At 46.2% G+C, this 25,472-nt stretch carries 21 protein-coding genes; 5 read left to right on the forward strand and 16 right to left on the reverse strand.

Going from position 1 to position 25,472, the window contains the following annotated elements:
• Positions 1 to 83 precede the first annotated feature (83 nt).
• Positions 84 to 911 carry an SDR family oxidoreductase gene (locus LRP49_RS18600; protein ID WP_274143886.1) on the forward strand — a complete coding sequence of 276 codons (828 nt, stop codon included), beginning with the start codon at positions 84 to 86 and terminating at the stop codon, positions 909 to 911.
• A gap of 87 nt (positions 912 to 998) precedes the next feature.
• On the opposite strand, the gene LRP49_RS18605 is transcribed toward LRP49_RS18600, so the two are convergent.
• Entirely contained in the window at positions 999 to 1,985 is a 987-nt protein-coding gene (locus LRP49_RS18605) for an AraC family transcriptional regulator (protein ID WP_274143888.1), read from the reverse strand.
• A gap of 98 nt (positions 1,986 to 2,083) precedes the next feature.
• Between LRP49_RS18605 and LRP49_RS18610 the strand changes: the two genes are divergently transcribed.
• The gene (locus LRP49_RS18610; RefSeq protein ID WP_274143890.1) at positions 2,084 to 2,560 is read left to right on the forward strand and encodes an anthrone oxygenase family protein; all 477 of its coding nucleotides are present in this window, start codon (positions 2,084 to 2,086) and stop codon (positions 2,558 to 2,560) included.
• Positions 2,561 to 2,641: 81 nt separating this feature from the next.
• Here LRP49_RS18610 and LRP49_RS18615 read toward each other — a convergent pair whose 3' ends face one another.
• From LRP49_RS18615 to LRP49_RS18625, 3 genes are all read right to left on the reverse strand, one after another.
• A complete protein-coding gene (locus tag LRP49_RS18615; protein WP_274143892.1) occupies positions 2,642 to 2,929 on the reverse strand; it encodes a hypothetical protein in 288 nt (95 codons plus the stop codon).
• A gap of 371 nt (positions 2,930 to 3,300) precedes the next feature.
• Positions 3,301 to 3,609 (reverse strand): DUF496 family protein, encoded by a 309-nt coding sequence (locus LRP49_RS18620; RefSeq protein WP_067413977.1) that lies wholly within the window; start codon positions 3,607 to 3,609, stop codon positions 3,301 to 3,303.
• Between the two features lie 192 nt (positions 3,610 to 3,801).
• Positions 3,802 to 4,725 (reverse strand): chemotaxis protein, encoded by a 924-nt coding sequence (locus LRP49_RS18625; protein WP_274143894.1) that lies wholly within the window; start codon positions 4,723 to 4,725, stop codon positions 3,802 to 3,804.
• Between the two features lie 439 nt (positions 4,726 to 5,164).
• On the opposite strand from LRP49_RS18625, the gene LRP49_RS18630 reads away from it, so the two are divergent.
• The 3 genes from LRP49_RS18630 (at position 5,165) to LRP49_RS18640 (ending at position 8,241) form a co-directional block, all read left to right on the forward strand.
• A complete protein-coding gene (locus LRP49_RS18630) occupies positions 5,165 to 6,121 on the forward strand; it encodes a chemotaxis protein CheV (protein ID WP_274143896.1) in 957 nt (318 codons plus the stop codon).
• On the forward strand, positions 6,118 to 6,609 hold the full coding sequence (locus LRP49_RS18635) for a SixA phosphatase family protein (protein WP_274143897.1): 492 nt from the start codon (positions 6,118 to 6,120) through the stop codon (positions 6,607 to 6,609). The genes LRP49_RS18630 and LRP49_RS18635 overlap by 4 nt, the downstream gene beginning before the upstream one ends.
• A 273-nt stretch (positions 6,610 to 6,882) precedes the next feature.
• Positions 6,883 to 8,241, forward strand: a complete 1,359-nt coding sequence (locus tag LRP49_RS18640; RefSeq protein WP_274143941.1) for a hypothetical protein — start codon at positions 6,883 to 6,885, stop codon at positions 8,239 to 8,241.
• 52 nt (positions 8,242 to 8,293) lie between these two features.
• Here LRP49_RS18640 and LRP49_RS18645 read toward each other — a convergent pair whose 3' ends face one another.
• The 12 genes from LRP49_RS18645 to cspE all read right to left on the reverse strand — a co-directional run bounded on the left by LRP49_RS18645 (position 8,294) and on the right by cspE (position 25,018).
• The gene (locus LRP49_RS18645; RefSeq protein ID WP_274143899.1) at positions 8,294 to 11,401 is read right to left on the reverse strand and encodes an error-prone DNA polymerase; all 3,108 of its coding nucleotides are present in this window, start codon (positions 11,399 to 11,401) and stop codon (positions 8,294 to 8,296) included.
• 61 nt (positions 11,402 to 11,462) lie between these two features.
• Positions 11,463 to 12,872 (reverse strand): Y-family DNA polymerase, encoded by a 1,410-nt coding sequence (locus LRP49_RS18650; protein WP_274143900.1) that lies wholly within the window; start codon positions 12,870 to 12,872, stop codon positions 11,463 to 11,465.
• Positions 12,869 to 13,564 carry a translesion DNA synthesis-associated protein ImuA gene (gene imuA / locus LRP49_RS18655; protein ID WP_274143902.1) on the reverse strand — a complete coding sequence of 232 codons (696 nt, stop codon included), beginning with the start codon at positions 13,562 to 13,564 and terminating at the stop codon, positions 12,869 to 12,871. Before imuA ends, LRP49_RS18650 begins: the two co-directional genes overlap by 4 nt.
• Positions 13,565 to 13,719: 155 nt before the next feature.
• Positions 13,720 to 15,237 (reverse strand): glycosyltransferase, encoded by a 1,518-nt coding sequence (locus LRP49_RS18660; RefSeq protein WP_274143904.1) that lies wholly within the window; start codon positions 15,235 to 15,237, stop codon positions 13,720 to 13,722.
• Complete coding sequence (locus LRP49_RS18665) at positions 15,234 to 16,820, reverse strand: HlyD family secretion protein (RefSeq protein ID WP_274143905.1); 1,587 nt, start codon at positions 16,818 to 16,820, stop codon at positions 15,234 to 15,236. Before LRP49_RS18665 ends, LRP49_RS18660 begins: the two co-directional genes overlap by 4 nt.
• A 323-nt stretch (positions 16,821 to 17,143) precedes the next feature.
• The gene (locus LRP49_RS18670; protein ID WP_274143907.1) at positions 17,144 to 17,482 is read right to left on the reverse strand and encodes a hypothetical protein; all 339 of its coding nucleotides are present in this window, start codon (positions 17,480 to 17,482) and stop codon (positions 17,144 to 17,146) included.
• A gap of 189 nt (positions 17,483 to 17,671) precedes the next feature.
• Positions 17,672 to 21,571: a response regulator gene (locus tag LRP49_RS18675; RefSeq protein WP_274143908.1), complete on the reverse strand. Its 3,900-nt coding sequence runs from the start codon at positions 21,569 to 21,571 to the stop codon at positions 17,672 to 17,674.
• Positions 21,572 to 21,580: 9 nt separating this feature from the next.
• Entirely contained in the window at positions 21,581 to 22,573 is a 993-nt protein-coding gene (locus tag LRP49_RS18680) for a response regulator (RefSeq protein WP_274143910.1), read from the reverse strand.
• A 112-nt stretch (positions 22,574 to 22,685) separates the two neighbouring features.
• Entirely contained in the window at positions 22,686 to 22,991 is a 306-nt protein-coding gene (locus tag LRP49_RS18685; protein WP_274143912.1) for an AzlD domain-containing protein, read from the reverse strand.
• The gene (locus LRP49_RS18690; protein ID WP_274143914.1) at positions 22,984 to 23,730 is read right to left on the reverse strand and encodes an AzlC family ABC transporter permease; all 747 of its coding nucleotides are present in this window, start codon (positions 23,728 to 23,730) and stop codon (positions 22,984 to 22,986) included. The genes LRP49_RS18685 and LRP49_RS18690 overlap by 8 nt, the downstream gene beginning before the upstream one ends.
• 45 nt (positions 23,731 to 23,775) lie before the next feature.
• Positions 23,776 to 24,609, reverse strand: coding sequence for an AraC family transcriptional regulator (locus LRP49_RS18695; protein WP_274143916.1), 834 nt, complete (start codon positions 24,607 to 24,609; stop codon positions 23,776 to 23,778).
• A 202-nt stretch (positions 24,610 to 24,811) separates the two neighbouring features.
• Positions 24,812 to 25,018 carry a transcription antiterminator/RNA stability regulator CspE gene (gene cspE / locus LRP49_RS18700; RefSeq protein WP_067414018.1) on the reverse strand — a complete coding sequence of 69 codons (207 nt, stop codon included), beginning with the start codon at positions 25,016 to 25,018 and terminating at the stop codon, positions 24,812 to 24,814.
• Positions 25,019 to 25,472 lie beyond the last annotated feature (454 nt).

The following is a 25,472-nucleotide window of genomic DNA, read 5'->3' on the forward strand; positions in this document are numbered from 1 at the left end:
ACATCATTCAGTTACATGCTCTCTTAGGACACCATGACTTTGTACTGTCACCAAGTGTTATACGCCAACAAGGAGAGCCCGTTATGACGAATTCATCTACACCCATTGCTATTATCGGAAAAAATGCAAAGACAGGCGCGAGAGTCAATAAACGGCTGATTGCCCGTGGAATAAAAACGCGCCCGGTGTCGCGAAGTACGTCGATAAGTTTTGATTGGGGAAAACGCAGTTCGTGGCCCTCTGCTCTTAAGGGGGTGAGAGCCGCGTATGTAACGTATCAGCCGGACTTGGCCATGCCAGAGGCGGAAAATGATATCCGTGCCTTTGTAGAAGTGGCGAAATCAGAGGGCGTCGAACACCTGGTCCTTCTGTCAGGTCGTGGGGAAGAGGGCGCGGAAAAAGCTGAAAAGGTTCTGATAAATAGTGGGTTGGCATGGAATGTCGTTCGCGCATCGTGGTTTGCTCAAAACTTCAGTGAAAGCTTTATGGCGGAAGGTGTTTTACGCGGCGAGCTTGTTCTACCTGCCGGCAATATCCCTGAGCCCTTTATCGATATCGACGATATTGCAGACGTTGTTGTCGCGGCATTGCTCGACACTGATAAACGTAATCGTGTATTTGAAGTGACAGGCCCGGAATTGATGACGTTTCGAGACTGTGTCGATGAGATTGCCAAACAGCGAGGAAAAGAGACCCGGTATACTTCGGTCTCAATGCAAGACTACTTAGCCATGTTGAAACACCAGCACGTACCGGATGAGGTCCAGTGGCTGCTGCATGAATTGTTCACTGTGGTATTTGATGGACGAAATTCGAGCCTGACGGATGGTGTAGAAGCAGCAACAGGGCGAAAGCCAACGAAATTCGCTGAATATGTAACGAAAACCATCGAAGGTGGTTATTGGGGGTAGCGTTGCCTCTACCAATTGCATGTCACAGCAGGTAACAAGCAAGGCTGTCTATCCGCCTGATGGAAAAGTCAGGCGGTCACCTTTTTTCTAGGCTTGTGCTTTTAGATAGCCTATTTTTTTTGTGTGAGAAGGTGATTCTCCATATTTGGCTTTATAGGCGCGACTGAACGCCGCCTCGGATTGATAACCCACCTCTAAGGCAATATTCAGTACATGCTCCCTACTGTGAGAGAGTCGCTCTCTCGCCAACGACAACCGCCAGTCTGTGATGTATTTCTTCGGCGTCTGGCCAACCGTCTTTTTGAAATATTCGATAAAGCTTGTACGAGACATGCCTGATAGGCGGGCTAGCGATTCAATATCAATATTGGTCGCAGGGTCTCCGTGAATTTTTTTCATGGCTCGAGACAACCGTTTATCGGTATGGGCCATGATCCAGTTTTGGTTTTCCTCGGACACGTCGTTTATCCAAGCGCGGATACACTGCAAAATTAATACATCGGCTAGCCTAGATACGATCAAGCCCGCCCCATAATCTTCATGTATGGTTTCTCGCTGAATGGCTTGCACCACGCTTTCAATGGTTTGGCGCGCATCAGACTGGGCAGTGATAAGAATATAGTTGGGCATTGAGCTGATGATCGAGGTGGTAATATCATTGTCGAAGAGCACCGTGCCACACAATGTTGTCGTAATGTCGCCACTTCCACTGGTTGTGAGTCGCTCGTAATGTTCGGTGACTTTTTCGAGGTTGTTCTCAAATAGGTCAATGGCTGGCGTGTTATTCACATCGACAATCTCGTGCCCCGTCCCTCGTGGCAGCAGAATAAAGTCTCCCGGCCCCAGCGTAATCCTTGCGCCGTAGACAGAAACAATGGCCTCACCATTCAATATTAAATGGAACATAGTGCTTGAGGGAATCGAGGGCATCTTGATGCCCCAAGGTTGTTTCATTGTGGAATGGGTGTAGAACACGCTGCTCATTTTGATCTGATGTAACGGTGAGCTTGTTTCGGTCTGTCGGCGTTGGTGCAGGTCAAACTTATCAACACCCCGTAGGTTATTGCCATCCATCAATCTGTACTTCCTGCAAACATTCTGCGATTTCCTGATAACTAAATCATCGCTTAATTCTGTGTAATGGACAAACATTCACGGACAAGGAAATGACCATGATGTCATTCTTTATATTTCAAACTTTTAGCCTCCTAGCCGCGATGTCAACTGCGTTTTTGGCTGGCATTTTCTTTATCTTTCACAATACAGTGATGGTCGTACTGGCCGAGCAAAGCGGTATGAATATCATGAAGCGAATTAATCAGATCATTATAAATAAGGCATTTTTGCTCATTTTTATGCTGTCGCCACTTAGTAGCCTGTTTGTCCTGATCATTGGTTATTCCAACAAAGAACTGACGCTTCAATCACCGTTAGTGATGGGGGCCATGCTAGCAATAGTGAGTTTTTTTATCACCATTCGGTTTAACGTGCCCCTGAATAATCGTTTAGAACAAGAGGGGGAAAATAAGGGCTTGATGTGGCAGGAATATCTTGTGCTTTGGGGACATTGGAACACGCGTCGCTTCTATTTATCGGCAATCGCGTGTGTGGCGATGTACGCAGAGTTTATATTTGGTCTTTGTGTGTAGCTGTTGACGGAATGGGGCAAAAATGGCTTAGCTTGTCACTAAGCCACATGTTCATTGTTCTTAATCCAACAAGCGCATTGCTTATGACTGTGCCGCTTTAATCCACACCGCATTTTCAGAGCGTTGGCCGAAAATATCTGAGTCTGTCTTCGTCGTTTTTGTGTTGGTTATGCTGTTAAATTCTCCCAAGAACTTTCCAATCTTGGCGTGTAGTGATTGGAAAGGATTTTCTTTATCCAGTTGGCTATGCAATGCCTCGATATAGGCATGTTGGTTTAACTTGGCTACCTTCAGAATTAGTTCATGAGTGGTGAACTCCTTTGGGAGTTTTTCAATGGCTGTTGAAATTGCCGAGGTTAATTGTTCCATTTTGCAGATTCCTTTAGAGGTTGAGGTGCGGGACGAGGATATATTCCTCATCAATACCTCTAAAGAAGGCGACAGAAATGAAGGCGGGAAGGAGAAATCGTTTAAATATGATAAGCGAGTCTGGTTTTAGGAAAGGGCGATTAACCAACCATTAACGATGATGCGTAACAACCGGAATGTTTCTGTCACAAATAATCGTTACTTAGTCTGAATGCTCAGTTGGTGGCGACTGAACCTTGCTAGGGGCAGGCGTTGGCTTTAAAAAGGACAACCATACAAAAAAACCGGCGTTCGCCGGTTTTTTCTGGGTCAACACATAGCAGTGATAAAAAAAGGAGGCTTTCGCCTCCTTTCTGAATACGTAAGAAAGCTTATTTTTTGCCTTCTTTGTCCAGACGAGTCAACTCTTTGATTTGACGGCTGATTTCGCGGCGCTCTTTAGAGATTTCTGCACTCTTGATGATGTGATCGTCAACGCGGTCTTCATAGTCCGCTTTCATGTTTTTAACGATTTCTACGATTTCATCGTGAGACATTTCTGGCTGAATGTAATCAAGCAGGTTCTCAAGCAGGGTAACGCGCTTTTGGTTGTCGCGGATTTTTTTCTCGTTATCCTGAATTTCCCGCTTCAGTTTGTTTTTGCGACGAGAGAACTTAACGATCTCGAATACATTGTTCATAGGTCTTTAACCTTCTATGTGTGATCCTGATGAAATTAAACCACATTGAGGCACTGGGAAACAGTCTTTTGATCAATGAAAAGGCACTTAAAACAAACTTCTGATTTGACGGGAGCGTAGGAAAAATGGAAGTGGAATGCTATACGGCGAGGCATGTTGTCAGCATGCCTCTGAAGTGCAACTGAAAGTAAATTACTCGATGGCACCTTCAAGGCGAACGTGTTCACCTGTTGTTTTGAGGTTTGCGCCTCGTAGCATGGCACTGACTAGCTCTGTCGCATCAAATTTTGTTAGTGCTTCGTGGGCACCCACCTGATGCGCGCGATCGACACTTATTTCGCTAGAAAGCGATGTGTGGAGTATGAGATACGCTTCCGACAATGCGCTGTCATTTCTAATTTCAAAGGCCAATTCATAGCCATCAATGCCGGGCATTTCGATATCACTCACGACAATGTCGAACGGGCGACCTTCCCTTGCGGCACTTTTCATTTTGTCTAGTGCATCTAGGCCATTGTTACTGACCACATAGGGGATGTTGATGCTGTCGAGTGCTTCAGAAAGCTGACGTCTTGCAAGACTGCTGTCATCAATAAGGATGATGTGCATAGGCTTAAGTTTTTCACGATCAACGTCAGCGAGAACGGGGTGTAATTTGTCTTCCTCACACGGAAAGATTTTGTACATGATAAGCTCAACATCAAGCAGTTGTACGAGCTTGTCGTCGACGTCCATTACCCCAGTAAGAAATGCTTTTGTGCCTAGTGTATCCGGTGGCGATGTAATGTTTCGCCAATCACATTCACTGATCTTTTCGATAGCGCGAACGAGAAAGCCGACAACACGACGTTGGCAGTCAGTGATGATGATAAAGCAGCGTTCGTATTCTTCTTTGGCGATCGGTTTGTAGCCTATGGCTTTTGCCATATCGATAACAGGGGTGGTGACACCTCGAATATTGGCTGTACCGATGACAGTTGAATGAGAACCTGGCAGCGCGGTAAGAGGACAAAAAGGCACAATCTCGCGCACTTTCAGGGTACCTATTGCAAAGGACTGTGTTGCCGTCAGCCTAAATAGCAACATTCCCTGTGATTCGTTGGCTTTACTTTTCATGTCAGCGCCTGTTATGGACGTATAAACCATTCTTATTGTCCTCTAATTGTAGCTTGTCGTATTGACGATAACACCTAGGTTGTATCAATTTATTGGCACGGGTCAGCAAGATTTCGTTCCATGAAAGTGTCAATACGTAGTGAATGAAACGGAAGTTCAAGGCTTTTGTGATGGCGGGGTTTCGCTTTCTTCAAGGAGATTTTCTATTATTAATGAGGAAATGATAATTAACGCGCTAAACAGTAAACGGAACATGAGTGTTGCGGATATTTGTGGTTAACTTGGGGAATGAAAACGGGGTTTGCGTCACTAGGCAGCTTAGGCACTCAAAGGCTCTTTGAGGGGATGAATGAAACCTAACGCCTTTTGCGCTTATTGTTGAGCAAACAGTACACCGCTTCGTTGCAGAAACAATAGTGTTCGATACGGCATAACGATAATGACAAGTATTTTAGATTCTGTAGATTCTCGTACCCGATTGGTCGGGGAAAACCGACTAGAGCTGCTTATTTTTCAATTAGGCACCAGCCAGTTATTCGCGATCAACGTGTTTAAAGTTCGCGAAGTGTTGAAAGTCCCTCACCTTAATCAAATGCCGGGTGCGCATCCGAAAGTTTGCGGTGTCGCGACGATACGTGGCCATTCTATTCCTGTGATAGATATGCGTCAGTCGATAGGCATGAGGCCGCTTGAGAAAGACCAAGAGAGCAATCTCATCGTCACTGAGTACAACCGAACTGTGCAAGCTTTCCTTGTGGGGCAGGTGGTGTACATCAAAAATATGGGGTGGGATGAAATATTGGAACCACCAACAACGGGGCGTGGGAACTACCTCACCGCGATTACCCGTTTGGAACATGAAGGTCATCCCAAGCTGGTTGAGATCATTGACGTTGAGAAGGTGCTGGCGGAAATCATTTCCTACGATATCGGCATTTCGGAAGAGGTGCTGGATGCCGATTTGTCTGCGCATTTGGCGAACAAACGTGTCCTTGTCGTTGATGACTCTTCTACGGCAAGGCGACAAGTGACAGAAACACTCGGTCAGTTAGGCATTGAATGTATCGAGAAGAAAAACGGCGCGCATGCACTGCAGCTTTTAAAATCATGGTGTGATGAAGGAAAAGAAGTCACCGATGAAATTCTGTTGATGATAACAGATGCTGAAATGCCTGAAATGGACGGGTATAAGCTGACGTCTGAAGTCCGTGCTGATAGCAGAATGAGTCATTTGTATATTGCGCTGAATACATCTTTAAGTGGCAGCTTTAATGAGGCCATGGTGGAAAAAGTCGGCTGTAATCGCTTTGTGTCTAAATTTCAGCCCGATCTTTTGGTCGATGTGGTTCAAACACGAATGCGAGAGAAGCTAGAACAAGACATGCAGGCGAAATGAAGCTGTTATTTCTTGTCCGGCATGCCAAGTCATGTTGGAAGGATGCGTCGCTGAATGATCACGATAGGCCACTGAATGCTCGTGGCCGACGTAACGCACCTCAAATGGGAAAACGGCTTGCTGCCTGGCAAATGGCACCATCGTTAATTGTTAGCAGCACTGCGTTACGCGCCAGAGAAACGGCACGTTTGATTGCGAGCGAGCTTTCCGCTTCCGCACCTATCATTGATGAAAGCGCGGATGTTTACACAGAAGCATGGCGTGATTTGGTTCGGGTCATCGAAGGGTTTGATGATGTGAATCAGCGTGTCATGTTAATCGGTCATAACCCTGCGTTGAATCAGCTGATCACCAGCCTTCCTTTTACGATCGATAATTTGCCGACCTGTGGGGTGGTTGTGGTAGCACTTCATGACACTAAGTGGTCGAGTTGGTCATCGGCGAAAAAGCAGGTATTGTTTCTTGATTACCCAAAGCGTCTTCCGTAGTGGTACCGATTTCGCGCAAATTCCCCGCACTTATTAAATGTGAGTTATGCACTTTTTCTGTGGATAAGTCGGTTAGTGACATAGGCTTTACCTACCTATATCTCAGATATTAAAAGGATTATGGCGAAACGCACAAGGTGCGCTCATAATTTATACACTTAGTCTCGATTTCTTTCTCCTCGCAAATATAGTTCTATTTTGAATTCCTTATTCGTTAAACTATGTGTCACGAAGCGGAGAGACCCGTGTGAAAGAGAATGTTTGGAGTACGCATTGATCTCTGTAGAAAAATATGAGGGATTAACAGCACGGATTGCGCTAATTAACGAAGAGATAAAACGACAGGATGTCGAGTTCTACCTTTTTGTCCCTGGTGAGCTGAATTTTTCGAAAAACGTTATCAGCGAAGATCAGTTCTACAATACGGTGTTGTCTAACACTCGTACCTATTTCACGTCTCAGTACCACTTACCGCTGGTACATTCTCGACTCGCGAGCCGGGATAAATTGCCGTCTGACAAATACCGCGTCAGTTTGAGTTTGTACGCCTATCAATATGCGCTCTCTTTAGAAAAAACAACGCACCGATTTTTTGACACGGTGGCAGATGTTGAAGAAGAAGAGGCGGTCGAACAACTCGAATTCATCACGGATATGGCCGTGGAAATTCTTCGTCGATTGCGCCGTTATGTGCCAAAAGACGAAAGTCTCATCAAGTACTACAACAACATCGATAATTACCTGTCCTGGCTGACTGAGCAGCGCTTTTTATCTTTGGTTGCGCACATGCCAAGAAGCGCGGCATTTAAGCCGATGCGCGAGCAATTGATCGCGTTTTGTGAGTCTGAATCTAACTATCGTGTCGAGCAAAACTACAACTCGATAAAAGCGCAGAATGATCCCACCCGTATGGTGAACAAAATGCGCTTGGCCAGACGCTTGATTGAATACCCCGTTACCATTCGACAAAACGATGTGGTGTTGGGACAAACCTTAAATAAGCTAGCAAAGGGTACGGCGACGGGCTTGGTCATGATCTTCGTGACAGTCGCAATTATCCGCATGCGCAGCTTTCTGGGTGAAATTACCATGTCGTTTGTGCTGGCGATGGCAGGGCTGTATGCCCTTCGCGAGATATTCAAAGACGATTTGAGAGACGTACTGTGGCGCTGGATTCGTAAAGGACGCCCCAAGTGGCGCAAAATGTTTACCGACCCGACTTCAGGCCAGCGCATTGGTAGTCAATTGGAGTGGCTTGATTACATTCCTTTCGACAAGCTACCGGATGATGTGCGTAAGCTTCGTAAAGGCAAGCTTCGACAGCGAGAAGAGTCTGTTGTGCGCATGAAGATGGTGACCCAGATGTCGACCACCAAATTCTTGAGTGGCTACGACATGACGCGTGAAGTGTGGCGCGTCGATTTTCGTCCATTCTCTCGTTTAATGGCACGTGGTAAACATCGTTACTACGCGTTAAATGAGGGCAAGGTTTCGCATGAATCGATTGATAAGCGTCACCAATTCAATCTGATTTCAAAGCAAAAGAACCCTGACGGTAGCGTGACGTTACAGCGCTGGAAAATCACAGTGAATCGCTCCAAAGTGATTGATGTGGAAGAAGTGATTAGCTGAGTTTAGAGAAAGAGGGGGGCGAGAATGCCCCCTTTTTCATTTTGTACTTGCCTCAATGAAAATCCCTAGAATTCACCAGCAATTGATCAAGTGTGGCTGTCATATCAATCAGTCGTCCTGCAATGATGTGCACCACATCGCCTTCACGCTCTAAAATACCTTTCACCTTTAAGATTTTTGCCGACACAAACGGTGTGTTCTGTGCGCGGGCAGTGGCCAGCCAGACGACGACATTGATATTGCCGGTGTGATCTTCCAGCGTCACAAATGTTACGCCACTGGCGGTGCCTGGCCGCTGACGACCAGTGACGATACCGACTACTGTCACTGCTGTGCCGGATTTAATTTGGGTTAACTCGCTGGCGAGACGGTGTCTGCCTAGTTTGCCTTTTTCATTCAGCAGAGCGATGGGATGCTTGCCAAGCGAAAGCCCCGTAGATGCATAGTCTTCAATCAAATTTTCCACGTCAGATGGCGCGGTAATCGCATGGCTGTCTTGTGTGTCAGGGGTCATGTTGGCAAGCAGCGGTAACGTATGGCTGTCGTCCATCATTTGCCACCTTGCCGCATAACGATTGTTCGACAGCACTTGCGTGGCGTTGGCACTGGCAAGTGCTTCTAGGTCGCCTTTACCCAATCCGCACTGCCGCAGCGCATTCAAATGCGTAAAGCCATTCGCAGGGCGTTGCTTCAGTAACTTCTGTACGCCTTGTTCTGAGAGTCCTTTTACGAGACGAAAACCGAGACGCAGGGCTGGGCGGCTATCGATCATAACTTGCTGATGATCCCATAGGCTGTGGTTTACGCAGACAGGCAGAATAGTTACGCCATGGCGTGCCGCATCTTGTAGCAGCTGGGATGGACTATAAAACCCCATGGGTTGGCTGTTGAGCAACGAACAATAAAACGCGACAGGGTAGTAGTGCTTGAGCCATGACGATGTGTAAGCTAACACGGCGAATGACGCGCTGTGTGATTCAGGGAAACCGTATTCACCGAACCCTTGTATTTGACGAAAAATCTGTTCGGCAAATTCAACGCTATAGCCACGTTCTTGCATGCCGTTGATGAGCTTTTCTCGAAAGGGGGCCAGCTTGCCATTGCGTTTCCACGCTGCCATCGCGCGTCGTAACTGATCGGCCTCACCCCCACTGAATCCTGCTGCCACCATCGCCAGTTGTATGACTTGCTCTTGGAAAATCGGTACGCCTTGTGTGCGAGATAATACGGCTTCGACCTCTTTTGATGGGTAGCTGATAGGCTCTTCTCCCCAGCGTCGTTTCAGGTACGGGTGTACCATGTCACCTTGTATTGGGCCGGGGCGAACAATCGCAATCTGAATGACCAGATCGTAGTAACACGCGGGTCGAAGCCTTGGCAGCATGCTCATCTGGGCTCGTGATTCCACTTGAAAAACCCCCACAGAATCTGCTTTTTGTAGCTGATGATAAACCTTGGGGTCGTCACCCAATGCGGTGATATGGGCGATGGAATAGCGGCGTCCATGTTGTGATTCAATGATGGCGAAGGCTTTGCGAATGGCACTGAGCATACCAAGGGCAAGAATATCGACTTTGAGCAACCCTAGCGATTCTAAGTCGTCTTTGTCCCACTGGATCACGCTGCGTTCTGCCATGGCGGCATTTTCGACCGGAACCAGCTCATACAATGGTCCTGCGGAAATAATGAATCCGCCTACATGTTGGCTGAGGTGGCGAGGAAAGCCGCGGATCTCTTCTACAAGCTCTAGCAACCAGCGACCAAGGTGTGAATGAACATCAAGCCCTAAGGTTTGTAATTGCTCGGCCTTATCCAACCCTTTGTCTCTGTGATTGAGGTTTTTAATGTAGTAGTCGAGTTGGGTTTCATTGATCCCTAATGCTTTGCCGACATCTCGGAATGCACTTTTGAAGCGATACGTGATGACAGTGGCCGCAATGGCCGCGCGTTGGCGTCCGTATTTTTGGTAGATATAGCGGAACACCTCTTCACGGCGTTCGTGTTCGAAATCGACATCAATATCGGGCGGCTCATCGCGCTCTTTCGAGATAAAACGCTCAAACAGGACGTTGATTTTCTCCGGATTGACGGCAGTGATTTCAAGGCAGTAACACACTACGGAGTTTGCCGCAGAGCCGCGCCCTTGATAGAGAATGCCTTGTGATTTCGCGAATTGAACAATGTCGTAAATGGTGAGGAAAAAGTATTCGTAGCCTTGCTCTGCGATCAAGGTTAATTCTTTGTCGATGGTGGCTTGAATGCTGGGCTTGATACCGTGAGGAAAACGTAGCGCAATTCCTTTTTCGACAAGGTGTTTGAGGTATGCCGAGGCGGTGAATCCATCCGGTACAAGTTCAGCGGGGTATTCATAGCGAAGTTCACTCAGGCAAAACGTACACCTGTCCGAGATCCGGCGGGTTTCATTGAGCCAAACCTCGGGGTATAGCTTTTGCAATTTATTGAGGGATTTTAATGCTTGTTCTCCGTTGCGTGGTAAAGCCTGCCCGCAGGAGTGAAGTGGTTTCCCCAGACGGATTGCGGTCACGACATCAAGCAGGGGCTGCCGTCTTGAATGGTGCATCAATACATCGTTTGAACACACAACGGGTATATCCAGCACATCAGCAAGTGCGTCGATCATGGCCAGATAGTCGGCTTCATTAGGCAGGAGAAGTCGTTCTACACCTAGCCAGAAGCGTCCTTCAAAGCGATCTTTCAAGCTATGTTGAAGAGGAGTCAGTTGCTCAACATTGACCGCGCCGTGGGCCGGGTACCAGATACACAAGCAGTGTTTGATGTGCGAAAAATCATCGCTGAAGACTTGATAATGGCCTTTTTCGCTGCGCATGCGTGCTTGTGTGATAAGCCGTGAGAGCTCGCCATACGCCGCTCTGCTAGGGCAAAGAAGTACCAGCTTCTCGCCTTGAAAATGAATTTCAGATCCGACGATTTGTTTGATGTTTAAGTTTTGTTCGCGAATGGCGGTGTAAGCACGCACTACACCTGCTAGTGAGCATTCATCGGTGATAGCTATGGCTTGGTACCCCAGTGTCGCAGCGCGAACGACCAGCTCTTCAGGATGAGATGCACCAGTCAGAAAACTGTAATTACTTTTACAGTGAAGTTCTCCGAACCATAGGATGCTGTCATTGTTTTGCATGGAAATTTGTCTCTGTACTTAGATCAACAAGGTGTACTTAGGTCAGTAATATGTACTTAGGTCAGCAAAATAAGCCGTGTTCGAACCACTCACCGGCTGCGGTTCGAAATACCCAGCACAACTGGCCGCGTTTGTTGCGTGCGATAAAGTAATCCCGCTGAACCGGAGCTTGGTCCCACCAACCGCTGCAAATTCGCTCAGGTCCGGTTAATGTGTCGGGCTTTGCCAGTAGTGGACGTGGCGTTTTATGCAACAGCGAAGGGCGTGTTGGTAAAGGCAAAGGGATCGCTTGTTGGCTGGTCTGTAGTGGAGCTTGGTGCTTGAATGCAAGCTCGGGGCGATGGTCATCAACCAACGTCATACTATACACACCGTGTTTACCCGCTTTGGCTTGAAGCAGGCTGATCAGTTCTCCGGGGGAGATTTGTCCGCGTTTACCCGCGAACAAATCCTGTGTAGGAGACTGCCTAGGTAACAGCGTATTAGCATCTAAATGGATATGAATGACTGGAGCATCCAACGTCAGTTTTTCCAAGTGCAACTGTAAAAGTGGCATCCATCGGCTGGCGGCTGATTCTGGTTTTGCTGCGTATAGCGTGATGATTTTTACCTCGTGATCGTCACGTTGGATGAGCTTCAGCGTAATTTCAGGTACCACCGACTCACGTACCTCAAGAAACTTCTCCATTTCTTTTAGCATGCGCTGTATGGGAAAACACAAGGTTTGGCTGGAGGCGATTTCATGCAGCAATTCCAGCGATTGATGGAAAAACGTAGGGGGTGAAAACATGGCAGGGAGTGCAATTTTCGTTTGTGTTAAGGCGCGAATGTGCTCGGTCAGTGTCTTTCCAAAGCGTTGACCGAGTGAGTCAATCGGGAGGTCGAAAAGCTGTTTAGCATGGCGAACCCCCATGCGTTCAAGTTGGGTAATCTGTTTTTCTGTTAAACCTAGCTGGCAAACAGGCAGTGCGGAAAGTGCTTGTTGGGTTGTTTCTACGGTGAGAAAACCTCTGTCTATCCCTGTGCGAGCAAGTTGTTTTACGGCTTCTGGGCATGGGCTGAGGGCAAAATGAAAGTGAACGTTCTCATGGTGAATAGTGGGTAGCAGAGCTTGCCAGTAGGCATCCAGCGACCCATAGAGCTTCAACATAGGGCTGACTTTCATTAGCAAGCCGTTCGGCGCATCAGAAACAATATCTGCATTAATCTGATAAAGTTGGGTAGCCAGTTGCTGAAGGCGCGCGCTTTCCAACTGCTCATCATAATCGACCACATCGAGTGCGTGGCAAAGTGCGCTGGCAGTACCGAGGTCATTGCCGATGCGAATACCACTGTCTATGGCCGCTTGGTTCGCTTGTAGCACTGAGCCTGTTGCGCGGGAAAGCACGATCAATGGGGCTGTTGTGCCGTTATCTCTCATGAGCGTATCGAGCAATAAGGACGGAAAATATAAGTAAAGCCACAGTGTCATCGGAACAATGGCACCACGTTGGAAGGAAGTGAGTTCGCCTCTGGCAGTGGCAAGAACTTGTCCATGAGTGAAAAGGTATTACAGACAGCGGGCAAGGGCAGCGTAAAAGGCAATACTGGTAAACCTCGACGTTTAACAACGCGGATACTGAGCCCTTCTTCGACGGGCGTGATTGCTAATCGACAGCTCACAGGGAGCCCTTGAACGCTTTGCTGGTGGGTGATCATAAATAGCAGACAGTCATTCTCTGCGGCTGCCAGTTGTAAGCGTCTGGCTTGCGTAACAGACAGAGCTTCGCCCCAAAGCACGGCACTTCTACAGCAACCACTTTTCAATGCCTGTTCGACACACCATAAACTGGAGGATGTTGAGGTATCGAGTATCACCACTTTTTCAAGATTGAGTCCTGCCTGACATAAAGCAATGGGATTTATTTCTCCGGGTGGGGTGGCGAATACGGTCAGTTCACTGTCCTCCAAAGCACGAGCAATGGCAGGTAAAACCAACCTCAATTCTCCGATGCCAAAACAAGGAAGTTGGAGTTCTACGACACCGGATTCTGGCCAGCCGCCATCGAGCTTTTCATCAAGCAGAGCATGACCACTAGGACGACAATGTGTCTGGGGTTGGTAGAGGCGGTTTGCCGTCCAGATTCCAGAATGTAGCGCGAGAATGTTGTCAATCATAACCATAAAAACACTGTATATGTATACAGTGTTATATTAGGGCGAGATCGGCGTGAGAGCAAGCAGGTTTTATAGGGAAGATAAGCAGGAATCGCGTGTAAGTGGTTGTTTAAGATCGTTAAATATTTGGTGTTCTGACAAAATAAAACCGAAGGGTGATGTTAAGCTTCAGCACCGTAAAGCCACATAACAAAAATGAGCAAGGTGCTGAATGCCGCTGTGGTTTGCAGATGGGGGAGCCATCGCTTTATTTGTTGAGACATCGAATGGTCGACGTCTTGTCCACTGATATCTTGTCGAGTCCATTTTTGAAGGTTTGGATGGAAAAATAGGTAGACTTTCACAAACGACCCGACCAATTGTTCGTACCAGAGTAAGGGCACGAAAATGGGATGGAATTGACCAGACTGTATTGAAATGAGTAGGACATTAAGACTTCGCGTTGCGATGACCCAAAATAAATAAGCGATCACCACTTTTGCGCCCATGTAGGTTGCGACGACTAAAGCCAGTGTTGGACCTATCAGGGTTGTCCACATGCTAATTCGTTGATCCAACAAGCAAAGCCACAAAAATATCCCGGCTTTTTTGGGTCCCAGATCAATTGCACGCATGTTACTTCTCAGCATATTTCCGTACCAGCGGGTCATGAGAGACACACTGGTTTTGAAAAAGCTTCCCGAAGGGGCGTCTTCAAGACAGGTAACGGAAACATCAGGCAAGTACATCATTTTCCATTGCTCTTTGAGCACAAAATACCACGTGCTTTTATCGTCTCCCGTTAGCATTCGGATGCGGCCATAACGCCAATGACTTACATGGTCATAGCGAAGGCTATCAATAAAGTCCGGAGAGAGTGCCAAGGAGGCACGGTAGACTGAAAAACGGCCCGTTAGCACTAAGACGCGAAAGGTGAGGCTTAGTGAGCTCATGTAGAAGTGACGCTGTGCCATACGCTGGCGATACCATTGGCGGGTTAGGGAGTTGCCTTTGACGATGGGCGCATTGTGGGTCGTCAACGCACCTAAGTCGTGGTAACGCATTAGAAAACCGGATGCCTTTTTCAGGATACCTTCAGGTAAAACGGTATCGCCGTCCATCAATACCAAGATACTGTCTTTGGATACGGGGCGGTCATCAGCTAACAGTGTCAGTGCGTCAGCCATGGTATTACGTTTACCGCTCCCATCTTGGTCGATGATATACAAACTGACAGGCACTCTTTCCTGTAACTTGTTGAACTGCGTTTCAATGATATCCAGATCAGCTTCATCGGTCACACAGGCTACGGCACGGCAGGCGACACCAAAGTTACCAATTTCATCGATCAACGCTTTAAAAACAGGGGCACTGATTTCTGGCGTCGTACGATAGCAAGGAATAACGAGGAGTATTTCACTGGGTTTATGAGTGAGCTCGGCAAGGCTAGAGAGGACAGGGTAACGAACATATTGGTAATACAAGCCTCGAAACAGATGGATAGTTTTCCACCCGTATCGCCATGCCCCGATTATTCCGAGCGTGTATAAAACCTCTGGGTTCACATGCTCATCAGGGAGAAAACCATAAATGGTCCATAGGCCAAGTAGTAACCCTCCAAAGAAAAGCCACCACAGCAGAGTGATGTGAAGTGGGTCTTGCCGATAGAAGTTTTTAACGACAAGATTCTTTACGTTCATAAGTTGAACCAACGTTTAAAAACATCTGACCAACCGACAGTCGCCACAACAGAAACTGGCTCATTGACGATGGAGTCAGTGTCTTTAGAATCTGGCAGAATCTTTATCAAGGTGTATTGTTGGAGCCTTGGCAACACTTTAGGCAATCCGCTTAACGATTCGCCTTCGTCGTTGTAAATATCACTGTTAGACGCGCTATAGAACTGTATATGGTCGATTATCCCTGTCATTTTTTCTTCCGTACTTGCCAAGCGGTACTCAACAGGCATACCAATTTTGAGCAATTCCGCGCGCTCTAGAGGCATCAAAGCGAGAATCGAACGCTCTGTACGATCTTCCTTGGATACAGGTGATAATTCGAAAATGGATGTGCCGGTTTGAACCACTTGGCCGTCGGTGGAGTTAATGGCGACGATGTAACAGTCACAAGGAGCATAAGCGAGGCCGCGAGTTTTGAGGCGCTCTATCTCTTCTAGAACTTTATCCTTTTCTTTGATGAGCTTATTGAGTTTACTGTTGACTTCAAACGGGGACTTGGAATCGACTTGCGCTTCTCGAGGAGGAACACCGATAAGGATTTGATCAAGCTGGTTTTCAATGTATTCAATCTCGGTGTCAATGGAGAGGATTTCTCGCTGTATTCCATAAATAGCGACGCGCTCGAGCTCTCTTGATACGTTGTCGACGGTGCCATTTCTTACGCCATTGTTATAAAGTGCCAAAATCGTCTCGCGAGTTTTGAGTTCGTCTTCTAAAAGCTCTCTTTTTTCAGTGATGATTTTCAATTCTTTGAACAGTCTGGAATTGTAGCGAGCCACAGATTCCTTACTTTGTCGCAGCAGTGTTTGCAGGTAAAGAATTTCGCTGTTAATGGTACTTAACAGTAATTTATCCTTTGCGAGTAAATCGGTGCCTTCTTCGGTAAATACGGAAAAAAGTAATTCCCCTTTTTTGACCCTCTGACCTGGTTTGTACTCGCCAAGTCGCAGCACGCCATTGTTATAACTGCGTTGAGTAAATACAGGTTGGCTGACTGCTGCGTGTTCGGAATTGATTGATAGAAGCCTTGATTGAATCATTAATGCTGCTGTGGCAATCAGCGCAATCGAAACAAGAGCAACGACGGCGAAACGCCACCAGTTTTGCTGCATGCGCTTAACTTCCTCTTCGTGGAGCTGCGCTTTTACGCCATAAGACGTGACGCTTTCCAGAGAGATAGTTTCGCCAGTGAGATATGTATCGACGATGGATTGAAGCGTTTTTTGGTGACCAGAATTGAGGGAGTAGAATTGACAACCGAGCACATGGCCATCATCGGTTACTCGCATGACTTCAAAGTGTACTGGCGTTGAAAAACGTCCAACAGGTAGTTCAAAGCACAGGTGACCTTCCCCTTTATCACCCTTTTTCCCTTTAATGTTCCCATCAGGGACCGAGAACCCACCCACACTCCATTCATTGGTTGGATAAAGTACACCATCAATTTCTATCTGGGCAGGGAACTCAATTCTCGGAAACTTTCGAGCTCCCGAGCGAGAACGAAATGTGTGGATCGAACCAGAGCTAATGGCTGCTACTCCCATCTATCCCTCCTTACAATGCGAATTGGCGTTACAAGTAGTGTTGCAAGAATTACGCCAATGAAACATATGTCTTTAATGTGAGGCATAGTTCAAAATATGAGCTTATTGATAAGTATATAAGCTAATGAGATTTTTTCATGAAATCTGTCACTTAGGGTGGTTGGTTGAAGTGTGCCAAATGGAAAAGTGCGGGGGGGAGAAGCTATTGCGTTGTTTTCAAAATAAGAAAATCAAAGGAAGATAGTTGCAATATGCGAATGGATGAATGGGAAATTAAGCGAGAAAAGGCATGCACTCTCTTCTCGCTTGTCAGTTAGTGGTGATTACATCTTAGTCGCACGTTCGATATGAAATAGATGGATTTCATGAAGGATCCTTTCAGAAATAATATCTGAAATGATGCCGTCAAAGCGTGACTGAAGTTTCTGCACTGCAGGGATCAGCTCCATCATCGCATCTTCATTTTCGTCTGTGAGTTCAACATCAAGACTGAGGTCGTAGTCAATCGAAGCGATAAATGGCTTCATGCGCTCAAGAATGCAGCTGATCATGTACTCATTTGAGCTTAAATGCATGAGTTCTTCTCTGATCAACTCCGTCAACGCACAGGTGTCCTGTGTTCGCTGAGCATTCTCTTTCGGGAATGGGATAACGGTCGGCATAGCGTATTCTCAATTAAAAGAAAAAGATATAAGTTATGTTTATTAGTATTTGTTATCAAAATTAGTTAAAAATCGTGGACTTGCATAGTCACACCTGACATTAGTGCAGCTCGGTTATCAATCTTTATAAAAGGGATTGAATTGCAACTAAATCTTCCTTGCGAAAACACTCAATATCGTCTAGCACAGCTAAATCACCTTAACTGCCGATGCCATTCGCTCGCAAAGATCGTCACTCATGTGTTTTATTGCGGTGATGAGTTCTTCAGGTACCGTTTGGGTGAAATCGAGTTGCTCAAGGGCCTTACATTGCTCAGAAAATTCGATTGCTCCCACCATTAACGCAGCACCTTTCATCTTGTGAGCCGTTTTTCGAAGGTCCTGATAATTCTCCGCTTGCCATGCTGCCTCCATCGCATTGATGTCGGAAGACTGAGTTTCTCTATAGCGATCGATGAGCATCATGAGCAATTCAGGGTCATCGCCTGTTGTCTCTTTAAGCGTTGATAAATCGAAGCAGTCTTCTTGTTGCTCGGAGTGATCTGCTGATGGGGTAGAGGATGCAGTGGAAGGTGTCGCTACATGCTCAGGCATTACGTGATCGATAGTCTGTGCGGGGCTCGTGTTGTCAGTCCCTGTGATCTTATGTTCGCGGATAAGCGAATTCATTAAGTCGATAAGCTCCTGCTGCTTAAAAGGCTTCGCGATATACTCTGTCATTCCAACATCTAAGCATCGTGCTCTGTCACTGGCCATTGCATTGGCCGTCATGGCGAGAATGGGGATTGCAGGCAAGTGATTCTTTGCTTCTATCTCACGTATCCTTTGCGTGGTTTCATACCCATCCATCACAGGCATTTGGCAGTCCATAAACACCATGTCGAACCTGTCAGACATATAGCGCTCAAATGCGATCGCGCCATTGTCCGCAAGGGTTGGGTGGCATCCTAAGTTTTTAAGCACCGTGGTAATGAGATCCTGATTTACAGGGTGGTCCTCGGCAACCAATATCGACAATCCAGTTTGGATCAGTGCCGTCTCTTGTCGTTTAGAGATAATTACTCGCTCAGTGAGTTGGGCGAATATCTCGTCTCTTGTTTGCCCTTTGCTGTCCATGTGAGCGATAACTTCAAGAGCCTGAGTCAGATTTAAAATGGTAAATGGCGCGGTAAGTGATGCGGATATTGAGTAAGGACGATGAGTGAGTACTCCTTTTATATCAGCAAGATATATCACGTGCTTGGTGAAATTCTCTACAGCAAGAAGCGGGCGAAGCTCTTCTAATGACACGGTATGATCTACGAGGGTATACATAAAGCCAGGCGCATTTTCCAATGTGACCAACGCAGAATGCTCATTTCTTGCCACTACACATTGCATATCATGATATTCAAGGTACTTCATGATATTTGAAACTTGGCTGACACTTCGCGAGATGACGAGCACTCGCTGTTGTTCTAAAACGGGAGAAGGTTTTGATAGATCTTTGATGTTTTTGGGGTCCATAGCGACACTAAGCGTGATGGTAAATGTCGAGCCTTTACCAATGTCGCTATCGGCTTCTATGCTACCGCCCAAGAGTTCTACAAACTTATAGCAGATGGGTAATCCCAGCCCCGTACCTTGAAATCGTCGCTTGCTGGTATTGTCAATCTGAGAGAACTTTTCAAACACTTTTTTCAGGTCAGCTTTGTCAATACCAATTCCTGTGTCAGTTACTTTCATCTCGATAGTGCAGTGGCCGTCATTTTTGTCTAACAGGATAAATGAGATATCGACGTAGCCTGTTTCAGTAAATTTTGCTGAATTCCCAGCGATATTGACGAGTGTTTGTCGAAGTTTTGAAAAATCAGAAATAACGCGAATAGGTAAGCGAGGGTCTAAATACGAAGAAAAACTTACCGTGTCTTTTACACGCGGTGCGACGATGTTCGTTACATTTTCTATCAGCTCACTAAGGCACATAGACTCATGCCTGACCGTCATTTTTCCGGCTTCTATTTTTGAAAGATCAAGGACGTCATTGATGATGTCTAACAAGGCGTTAGCAGACGTAGAGATGGTCTCGTTATAGTGGCTTTGTTCATACGCCAGCTTTGTGTTTCCCAGCACTTCTGACATGCCAATAATGCCATTAATGGGTGTGCGTATTTCGTGGCTCATCATTGCCAGAAATGTCGATTTTGCTTCGTTGGCTTGCTCGGCTTCCTCTTTGGCATGACGCAAAGCGACCGTCACTTCTTGGTTCAGTTGTGTCTGTTTATCTGAATACATCATGCTACAGATGCTTTTCACCACGGGAGCAATCCAGTTGATGACTTCATCATCGTATTCAAAGTGTCGACCCGCTAAGAATATGACACCTATTGCTTCACCTTTAGTGATAAGAGGGATGAGAACATACTGGCCGAATAGCGGATTTTCACTATCGATGTGTTCAGCATCTTGCGAGAACCCTGTCCGTTTAAGCTTGATACATTGTTGTGCATAGTGGAGCAGAGGTTCAGGAAGCACGGTGAATTGGTTTGCAGTGCTGTTTTGAGTGTGTGTGTACAGCAAGGTTTGTTCGTCGTTTTTAATGGCGATCATGGCTGCGAGTTCACTGTCGGTAAATGTCGATAGAACAGCCAACGCTTTTTTAAAGCTACGATCAGAATCACCAGTGGTCATGTATAAATCTTGGACCGTGTTAAACACCGAGTACAGCGCATTCCCCCGACTTAATTTGGCTTCAACATTCAGTTGTTTAGAGATATCTCTGATCACGATAACGACATGATGGATGCCACCTATTTTCTGTTTGCTGGCTTTGAAGCTTAGATAGCGAATTTCACGTTCATCACCAAGCGTTTGAACCGACTCCATTTCTGACAATGACAGCGCACCAAGATATGCTTTCTCCACCGCTCCAATGAGCAAGGCATTCTCGTCACTCTCGAGTGCTTTTAATTGATGAACTTCGCCAACGCGGCAATTTTCAGGGGCTTCTAGCAAAGTAATTGCGGCTTGATTACTGGACGTAACTCGCCCTTTTTCGTCGATTACCAGCACACCATCTCGGTAGTTTCTGAGTATGGATTCGAGATAGCTTTTGCTAAATCCAATTTTAAGCAGAATGTTTGCGTGGCGAATGAAAAAAAGTGACAGCGTAACGACTACAGCCAAAAAAACCGCAAGAAGGTATTTCTGAGTAAACTCGATAGTGTTTAGGGCACGATCTGCCTTAAATTCAACGACAACGCCAAGAGAATGGCTGGGTAACCATTGCCAAGTTCCAATCACATCAATGCCGTTTTGGTCGGGGTAGCCTTTGGTATTGATGAACCGCTCGTGTGTGCGATTAAAATAATCGCCATAGTGTTGAGTTAAAAATGGTGAGTCTGATGCATTTCTCTGCATAAATGACGGCGCGATAATATTGCCGCTTTGGTCTGTGATGAAAAAGAGTCTGTTTTCTGTGACGTCGTGCGTTGTGAACAGTTGGTCAAAAGACTGGCTGGGTTTGATAGCGATCAACACCGATGCGGTAGATGAGCCCACTTGTTCTTTATCGACCACGAAGCCATAGATGACCGACGATGATTCATCATCATTATTGAGTTTCACTGGAGTGCTAATGTAATGTCCTGCGGCACGGATTTGAGCAACTGTGCTCGTTAAAAACGACATCGGCATGGCTTTTTTGTCACCAACACTGATTGCCACTTCATTGCTTGGAGAAACAAGAATCAGTGCAGAGAGGGTAAAACTATTGAGATACGGGTTTAGTGCCCTTTGCGCCAATACGATATCGCGAAATTGAGGTTTATCTACGGATGTTAATGTCTCAAGGTCACGAATAAGGGCGGCATCATTTTGCATGATGGTCAATTCGCGATCTTTGTGCTCAAACCAGTCTTGGAGAAGCACGGTGGCGGTGTCTAGTTCTGAATTTAAAAAGTACTCGAGTTTGTAATGTGTTTCTTGATAGACAGAGCGAAAAAACCATAAAAAAGAGAGCAGGATGATCAGCACCACCGCCCCGCCACTAACCACCAATTGCGCTAGGGTGCGTCGAGACTCCTGGGAAAAGTTCGGGTGGTTAAGCATTTATCTTCCTCAGGCGTGTTCTAGAAATAGATTTCTATATTTGGTGTCTTCCTGAACAACGTGTTTTACCCACCAAAAACGCAGAAGTTTGAAAAAATCTGTCTTGTAAAAACTGGGGTCAGCTTGGCACTTTAAAAGTACGAATTCGGCTTGTTTCACCAATCGTGCATGCATTTCTTTGTGCACTTTGAGGCGTTGATATTCTCTTTGCTCAAGTAATTCTTCTTCAAGAAGAATGTGTCCTTTGACATACACATCAAACCTCGCCGCAATTTCATCAAACTCTTTGTCATCCCTATGGTTGATAATGACATCGTAACTGTCGTTGATGATGTCGAGCAGAGCCATATTGCTGTTGTCTAAGTCTGTGTTGGCCACTGAAAATCTGTCTTGCCATTTGATGAACAGTTTCTTTGGTGGCGCGATTACTGGGGCGTCGATAGACATGGGTTCTGAGAATGAGGGGGGTGCTTCCGGTACAGGGGCACTTTCCGCCATGAGAGAATCAAATTCTTCCATCACATCGTCAGCAAAAGCGATCGTCCCGTTGGTTTGAAAGGCCGTCGTTTTTGCAGGATCTTGTTGGTAAATCTCGAAGTAATGCTCAATGGTTTTTTTGGGTTTTGCCTGATGTGCCAGTTGGTTTAAACGTTCTTGCAGTGACTTACGGTTGACTGGTTTGACGAGAAACGCATCAACATCAAATGCGATACATTGAGCAATGACGCTTTCAGACGCGTTAGCGGTCAGAATAATAATGGGGATGTCATGAGGAAGGCCAAATCGACCACTACGAATTAAACGCAGCATTTCCAACCCATCAATTGGGTCCATCTGTAAATCGGTCACTACCAAAGACGGACGTTCATGAAAGAGCTTTGAAATCGCATCGGCTCCGTCGATAGCGGTAATGGCTTCTTGAAATCCGAGAGATTTCGCCATGATAGCGATTGTTTCTCGAATCATCTCATGATCGTCAACAATCAGGCACTTATCTAGCATAAAGCTCCCCCCTTACCAAAACACTTCCCCTTACTAATTTATAGTTTATTTGATTGGTATTTCAATTAATTGGACATCTGTCTGTATTATGAAACATATCATTGTGCAGAGATTATTGGATAAGTAAGAAAAAGCCCATAGAAATGACCACAGTAGGGAGGGTGCCCAAACGAATTACACTGAGTAAACAAACGAAACTTCCAGCCAGCAAGAAGGCATTGTCGAATGAAACATCGAGGTGTCCGTCTGGAAAAACAAGGATTGGCACCGCTAAAGCGGTGAGCACGGCGGGAGCACTAAATTTTAAAAATCGTTGCAGAGTCGGTGATACACGAAAAGGGATACTTTTGGCCAAGAAAAAGTAACGTACTGAAAACGTGATTGCTGCCATACCAATGATCATTAACCAGTTATGCATTCCCTGACTCCTTCTCTTTTTCATCTTGATGACTTGGATTGATCGTTTCCCATAAAAAACCTGCCAGCATACCAATCAAGGCACCTGCGATAAGCGCGTTACTGAACCCGATAACGGTGAGCAGTATGACTGAGACGGCAGAAACAATGACACTACAAAGCACAGCCATGTCTTTGATTGTTGGGATAACTAATGCAATGAAGGTGGCCGCGATAGCAAACTCCAGCCCCAGATCTTCGATGTTGTCAAAGTGCGTTCCCCCCAACACACCGACCAGTGTCGCGAGATTCCAACAAAGGTAGAAAAACGCGCCGCTGAATAGGGCGTAGTAGCGACAAAATGCGCCCTGTTTTTGTGTATGGGCAGCACTTAACACATACATTTCATCAGTGAGTAAGAACCCAAGAGCCAGTCGCCACTTAAGTGAGAGAGTTCTGATATGGGTGCGCATATTGACAGAATAAAGAAGGTGCCGCGCACTGATGACGAACGTCGTGCTAAACAGCGTGCTTATTGGTGCCCCAATACCCATCATGGTGATACCGGAAAGCTGAGCTGCACCGGCAAAGACAAACAAGGACATGGCTTGCGCCTGAAGTGGAGTTAAACCTGCTTGAATACCTAATGAACCGCAAAGTATGCCCCATGGAACAACGGCGACACTTAATGGCGTCATGTCTGCGCATGCCGTTAGCCAAATCCGCTTTGTCGACGGAGTAAGAGTTGAGTGTCCATTCATTGAGTCGAAAGCCCTTTTTCGCTGAAGATAGAATTATGTTCTAACTCAACGTGGAGAGGAAGAATTGCACAAAATTGCGCGTTGGTACTGTTTCGGTGTAACCCCTATCGCTCGTCGAAAGTGGCGGTGAAGATGGCTTTGATCGTGAAAGCCTGATGCCATTGCACTGTCAGCAATTGACAACCCAGTTTTGAGCAATGCTTTAGCGCGTCGGATTTTTAACTGAATTTGATAGGCGTGAGGAGGTAGCCCAAAGCGAGATTTAAATTGCCTGACGAGGTGATACGGGCTGACACCTGTCATGCTGCTGAGGTCATCAAGCGTGATATTGTCTGTAAAGTGTTGGTGAAGATATTCCCTGACTAAATCCAGCTGTGGTCCCAGTGATGGCGAAGGAATGGAAACTGATGACGGCTTTTGGTAACGGCAAGTCAATGACAGTAGAGTATGGTGCGTAAACGTCTCCGTTAACAAAGGGTCTTGATTTTCACGAAGCAAGTCGAAGAGCATAATCAGCTGGTTAGCCAATTTGGGGTCAGTCTCTACGGCGGTGGGGAAGTAGGGTGTAGAGCAGGGCAATCCTAAGTCGGCGGAAACAGCTTCAAATTGCGCTTCGGTTGGATACATCGCTTCATATGACCAGCCGCCTTCGCTGGCGGAATGTCCATCATGAATTTGATCTGCATTGACGAGAATGATGCTGTTGGTTGGGGCGACGTGGTAACCGCCATTGCGCCAAAAACGTTGAGCACCTTGTCGGATGACACCCACGGTATAACCTTCATGCGTATGTCGGCTAAATGCCTGTTTTTCATACGTCGCTTGAAGGATCTCTAAGCCGCCAAGCAAAGGGGATGCATCAAATTTGGCAAATTCCATGACAATTCCATTTATTCAATCATTGAGCAGTATACCCAAAGAGGATTGGCTTTTTTTGTACAAAATTGCGATTGGTGGTGGCAATGAGGAAGAAATTTTTGCTGTTGGACGGTGTGGAAACTGCTGATGATAGGAGATAAAGGCTGAAAATAAAAAGGATGCCTAGAAGGCACCCTTTTCAGAACTCTGCGAGGAGAAAAAATTAGATTTTTTCTACGTTTGCAGCTTGTGGACCTTTTTGGCCTTGTTCGATTTCAAATGCTACTTGTTGGCCTTCAGCCAGAGTTTTGAAACCTTCGCCAGTGATAGCGCGGAAGTGAACGAATACGTCTGGGCCATTCTCTTGTTGAATGAAACCAAAACCTTTCTCTTCGTTAAACCACTTCACGGTACCGGTAGATTTAGACATGTTGTCTCCTGAATATATTTCCATTTGTAACATTGCGCATGCGCATGTAGACCTATTAATGAATCACTTATGGTGGCAAATGTAGCGAATAGCTTCAGGACAACTTACTTTTGCGAAGGTAGGGTGTAACGAAGTTTTCAATTGCAGCATAAAGAGCTCTATTAACCAGGCCGAACGATAGTAACACAGCATCTCCAATTGTGAAGGTATTTTGGGATACCGCTGTATCAATGTGTGCTCTGTGTCGGCAGAAATTTCAAAAACACCAAAAATTTCAGCCAAAGCTGAACACAAAGTAAACATAGTCGTTAATCGAGGAAAAGAAAGTGAGACACGTCCCGATTTTCGAATCATAGAGTGTATTCTTTCTAAGAATCATGCGTTTAGAGGTGATGTTATTGGTGGAATGTCATCTATTTGTAAAGAAAAACACTGTTTACGGACCGCAAAAAAG

The sequence above is a fragment of the Enterovibrio qingdaonensis genome, assembly GCF_028683135.1.
Taxonomy (GTDB): domain Bacteria; phylum Pseudomonadota; class Gammaproteobacteria; order Enterobacterales; family Vibrionaceae; genus Enterovibrio; species Enterovibrio qingdaonensis.

Excerpts from the sequence above, each read along its gene's own strand:
- LRP49_RS18600 (WP_274143886.1), top strand. The coding sequence starts at position 84 with ATGACGAATTCATCTACACCCATTGCTATTATCGGAAAAAATGCAAAG.
- LRP49_RS18675 (WP_274143908.1), bottom strand. The coding sequence starts at position 21,571 with ATGCTTAACCACCCGAACTTTTCCCAGGAGTCTCGACGCACCCTAGCG.
- LRP49_RS18665 (WP_274143905.1), bottom strand. The coding sequence starts at position 16,820 with ATGGGAGTAGCAGCCATTAGCTCTGGTTCGATCCACACATTTCGTTCT.
- LRP49_RS18680 (WP_274143910.1), bottom strand. The coding sequence starts at position 22,573 with ATGCTAGATAAGTGCCTGATTGTTGACGATCATGAGATGATTCGAGAA.
- LRP49_RS18650 (WP_274143900.1), bottom strand. The coding sequence starts at position 12,872 with ATGACACTGTGGCTTTACTTATATTTTCCGTCCTTATTGCTCGATACG.
- LRP49_RS18685 (WP_274143912.1), bottom strand. The coding sequence starts at position 22,991 with ATGCATAACTGGTTAATGATCATTGGTATGGCAGCAATCACGTTTTCA.
- LRP49_RS18620 (WP_067413977.1), bottom strand. The coding sequence starts at position 3,609 with ATGAACAATGTATTCGAGATCGTTAAGTTCTCTCGTCGCAAAAACAAA.
- LRP49_RS18625 (WP_274143894.1), bottom strand. The coding sequence starts at position 4,725 with ATGAAAAGTAAAGCCAACGAATCACAGGGAATGTTGCTATTTAGGCTG.
- LRP49_RS18610 (WP_274143890.1), top strand. The coding sequence starts at position 2,084 with ATGATGTCATTCTTTATATTTCAAACTTTTAGCCTCCTAGCCGCGATG.
- LRP49_RS18670 (WP_274143907.1), bottom strand. The coding sequence starts at position 17,482 with ATGCCGACCGTTATCCCATTCCCGAAAGAGAATGCTCAGCGAACACAG.
- LRP49_RS18605 (WP_274143888.1), bottom strand. The coding sequence starts at position 1,985 with ATGGATGGCAATAACCTACGGGGTGTTGATAAGTTTGACCTGCACCAA.
- LRP49_RS18690 (WP_274143914.1), bottom strand. The coding sequence starts at position 23,730 with ATGAATGGACACTCAACTCTTACTCCGTCGACAAAGCGGATTTGGCTA.
- imuA (WP_274143902.1), bottom strand. The coding sequence starts at position 13,564 with ATGGTTATGATTGACAACATTCTCGCGCTACATTCTGGAATCTGGACG.
- LRP49_RS18630 (WP_274143896.1), top strand. The coding sequence starts at position 5,165 with ATGACAAGTATTTTAGATTCTGTAGATTCTCGTACCCGATTGGTCGGG.
- cspE (WP_067414018.1), bottom strand. The coding sequence starts at position 25,018 with ATGTCTAAATCTACCGGTACCGTGAAGTGGTTTAACGAAGAGAAAGGT.
- LRP49_RS18635 (WP_274143897.1), top strand. The coding sequence starts at position 6,118 with ATGAAGCTGTTATTTCTTGTCCGGCATGCCAAGTCATGTTGGAAGGAT.
- LRP49_RS18645 (WP_274143899.1), bottom strand. The coding sequence starts at position 11,401 with ATGCAAAACAATGACAGCATCCTATGGTTCGGAGAACTTCACTGTAAA.
- LRP49_RS18695 (WP_274143916.1), bottom strand. The coding sequence starts at position 24,609 with ATGGAATTTGCCAAATTTGATGCATCCCCTTTGCTTGGCGGCTTAGAG.
- LRP49_RS18615 (WP_274143892.1), bottom strand. The coding sequence starts at position 2,929 with ATGGAACAATTAACCTCGGCAATTTCAACAGCCATTGAAAAACTCCCA.
- LRP49_RS18660 (WP_274143904.1), bottom strand. The coding sequence starts at position 15,237 with ATGAACGTAAAGAATCTTGTCGTTAAAAACTTCTATCGGCAAGACCCA.